This window comes from uncultured Caballeronia sp., assembly GCF_964243625.1.
Lineage (GTDB): Bacteria > Pseudomonadota > Gammaproteobacteria > Burkholderiales > Burkholderiaceae > Caballeronia.
Window position 1 is genome coordinate 1 of the sequence record NZ_CAXTGZ010000801.1, and the last position, 2,341, is coordinate 2,341.

Sequence of the window (2,341 nt, forward strand, 5' to 3'; positions counted from 1 at the left end):
TCAACGCGGTCGTGCGGACCGAAACGTGCGACAAGCGCTCCCGCGATCGGAGCCATCAGTGCAGACGACAGCGGCAATACATACTGCGCGAGGTTGACCGCGCGGCTGCGTTCCGCGCTTGGAAACCACCGCATGATGATAGTTGCGAAACTTGGCCAGATGACGCCCTCGGCCACGCCCATCACGAAACGAATGCCGACGATCTGGTCGTACGTGGTCGCCAGTCCCGATGCAATGCCAGTCACGCCGACCACCGCAAGGCTAGTCACGATCACCCATTTCGGCCCGAAGCGGTTAGCCAGCCAGCCGCCGGGGATCTGCATCACGACGTATCCCCAGAAAAACGCAGCAAGGAGGAAACCCGTGACAACGCCCGTCATGCCGAACTGGCGCACCATTTCCGGCGCGGCGACGCTGATATTGCTCCGGTCGACGTAACAACCGAGATAGGCGAGGAAGATCAAGGTGCCCATGCGGATCCAGCGAGCGCGCGGAATCGGCTTGCCGGATTCGGCGACTTGCATGCCCGGGGAAGCAAGATCCGCGCTTGCCGTTTTTGCGAATGTGTTAGCCACGGTGTCTCCCAAATGGCGTTTTTTATATCGATATGCAAGTCCGGCTGACAACCAAGAATCAGTCGAATAAATCGGGCTCGTGGCGCGCGATCGCGTCGTAGATTGGCTGGAAGTGCAGCCACGCCATGAACGGCGTCGCAAGATGATTGCGCGAGTGAATCGCGGCTTCGCGTCCAATCAGCTTCAAGGGCGAGCCGGTCGACTCGGCTTTGATCTGGATCTCGCATGCCCGCTCAAGCGCGATGAACCACCACGCGGCTTCATCGACGCTTTCGCGTCCCGCCGAGAACAGACCGTGGTTTTGATGAATCGCCGCCTTGTTGTCTCCGAATGCGGCGGCGACAGTGGAGCCTGCGTCTTTGTCGACGACCACCGCGCCGGCTTCTTCCGTGATCAGAGCGTGGTCTTCATAAAAGCCGCAGGCTGTCTGAGTGATCGGATCGAGCGGGCGGCCCAACGCCGCCCACGCCATACCGTTGGTCGTATGGGCATGGCAGGACGCGACGATGTGCGGATTGGCCTGATGGATTGCCGAATGCAGCACGAAGCCGGCGCGGTTTACGGCCCACGTGCCTTCCACGACGTTCCCCTCGTGGTCGACCAGCAGCAAGTCGGACACGCGCACGCGGCCAAAATCCATTGCAAATGGGTTGGTCCAGAACAGGTTTGTATGTTCCGGGTCGCGCACCGTGACGTGACCAGCAAAACCATACTCGTACCCATATTTCGCAAAGACCCGGCACACGGCAGCTAAGCGCTGCTTTCGATGCAGGCGCTCCTCAGCTACTGTCGCGAAGCTTGGATACTGCGGGAAATAGAGGCCCTTTTGATCGGGACGGTAAATAGTCTTGGGTTCGGCGCGCTGAAGCATGGACGGCTCTCAAAAGGAAAAACGTCCACGAAGTCTAGGAAAAGGCGGGCTCCCAATCCAATCATTAAATCGCTCTACTCCATAAGCTACAGTGATGAACTACGGTTGACCCTCTGGGACTGACCCTCTAGGACTGATCCGCTAGGATTGGTCCTATTAGGCAGCCGCCGCTTGCGCGCGCAGACAGTCGATGAATTCAAGCACAATGCGCGAACGCGGAGCGGATCGGTTCAGAATTAGAAGGCTCTTGAATTCGACCTGCGGGACCAGCGGACGACTGACCATTCCAGGCAAGCGCATCGCCCGAAGCAGGTCCGGTTCGACCAGCGCGACGCCTGCGCCATTGAACGCGAGCATGATTCCGGTGATCGATAGGCCTACTTCGACGCTGATGTTCAACGCGACGCCGGCATCGCTCATCGCCTTGTCCACATAGGGACGAAGCAGTGCTTGCGGCAAATAGGTGACGATGGCATAGGGCACCAAGTCGGCCGGCGATATCGACGATCGATTCGCAAGCGGGTGCGACTCGGGCAAGACGCACGTAATGCTTCCTCGCGAGAGGACTTCGGTTTCGACCTGCGCGCTGATGATCGGCTCATAGGCCAGTCCGATGTCGGCTTCCCGGTTCAATACACGCTCAAGGACCACGGGCGAACCGAGCGATTGAAGCGCAATCTTCGCGTGGGGACGAGCCTTGGTGAAGCTGGCAACCGTCTGCGCTAGGAGCCCGTTGGCAAGCGGCGAGGTTGCCGCAATCGATAGCGAGCCACGCAAACCGCCCGCAAGGTCGCGCGACAAACGCTCTACCGCGTCAAGCCGGTTGAAGATATCCGCCACGTCCGGCAGTAACGCTTCGGCCTCGGGCGTTGGACGCAAACGGCCGTTCACTCGA

Annotated in this window: 3 protein-coding genes; all 3 read right to left on the reverse strand. The window is 59.7% G+C overall.

Features of this window, described 5'->3' with window-relative positions:
• On the reverse strand, positions 1–575 hold a 575-nt coding region (locus ACFFAR_RS31065; RefSeq protein ID WP_375509211.1), incomplete at its 3' end, for an MFS transporter.
• 58 nt (positions 576–633) lie between these two features.
• The gene (locus tag ACFFAR_RS31070; RefSeq protein ID WP_075358254.1) at positions 634–1,446 is read right to left on the reverse strand and encodes a class II aldolase/adducin family protein; all 813 of its coding nucleotides are present in this window, start codon (positions 1,444–1,446) and stop codon (positions 634–636) included.
• 156 nt (positions 1,447–1,602) lie between these two features.
• A partial coding sequence (locus tag ACFFAR_RS31075) for a LysR substrate-binding domain-containing protein (protein ID WP_375509212.1) occupies positions 1,603–2,341 on the reverse strand: 739 nt, incomplete at its 5' end.

Bases quoted from the DNA above. Each gene is read 5' to 3' on its own strand.
- ACFFAR_RS31070 (WP_075358254.1), bottom strand. From the start codon at position 1,446: ATGCTTCAGCGCGCCGAACCCAAGACTATTTACCGTCCCGATCAAAAG.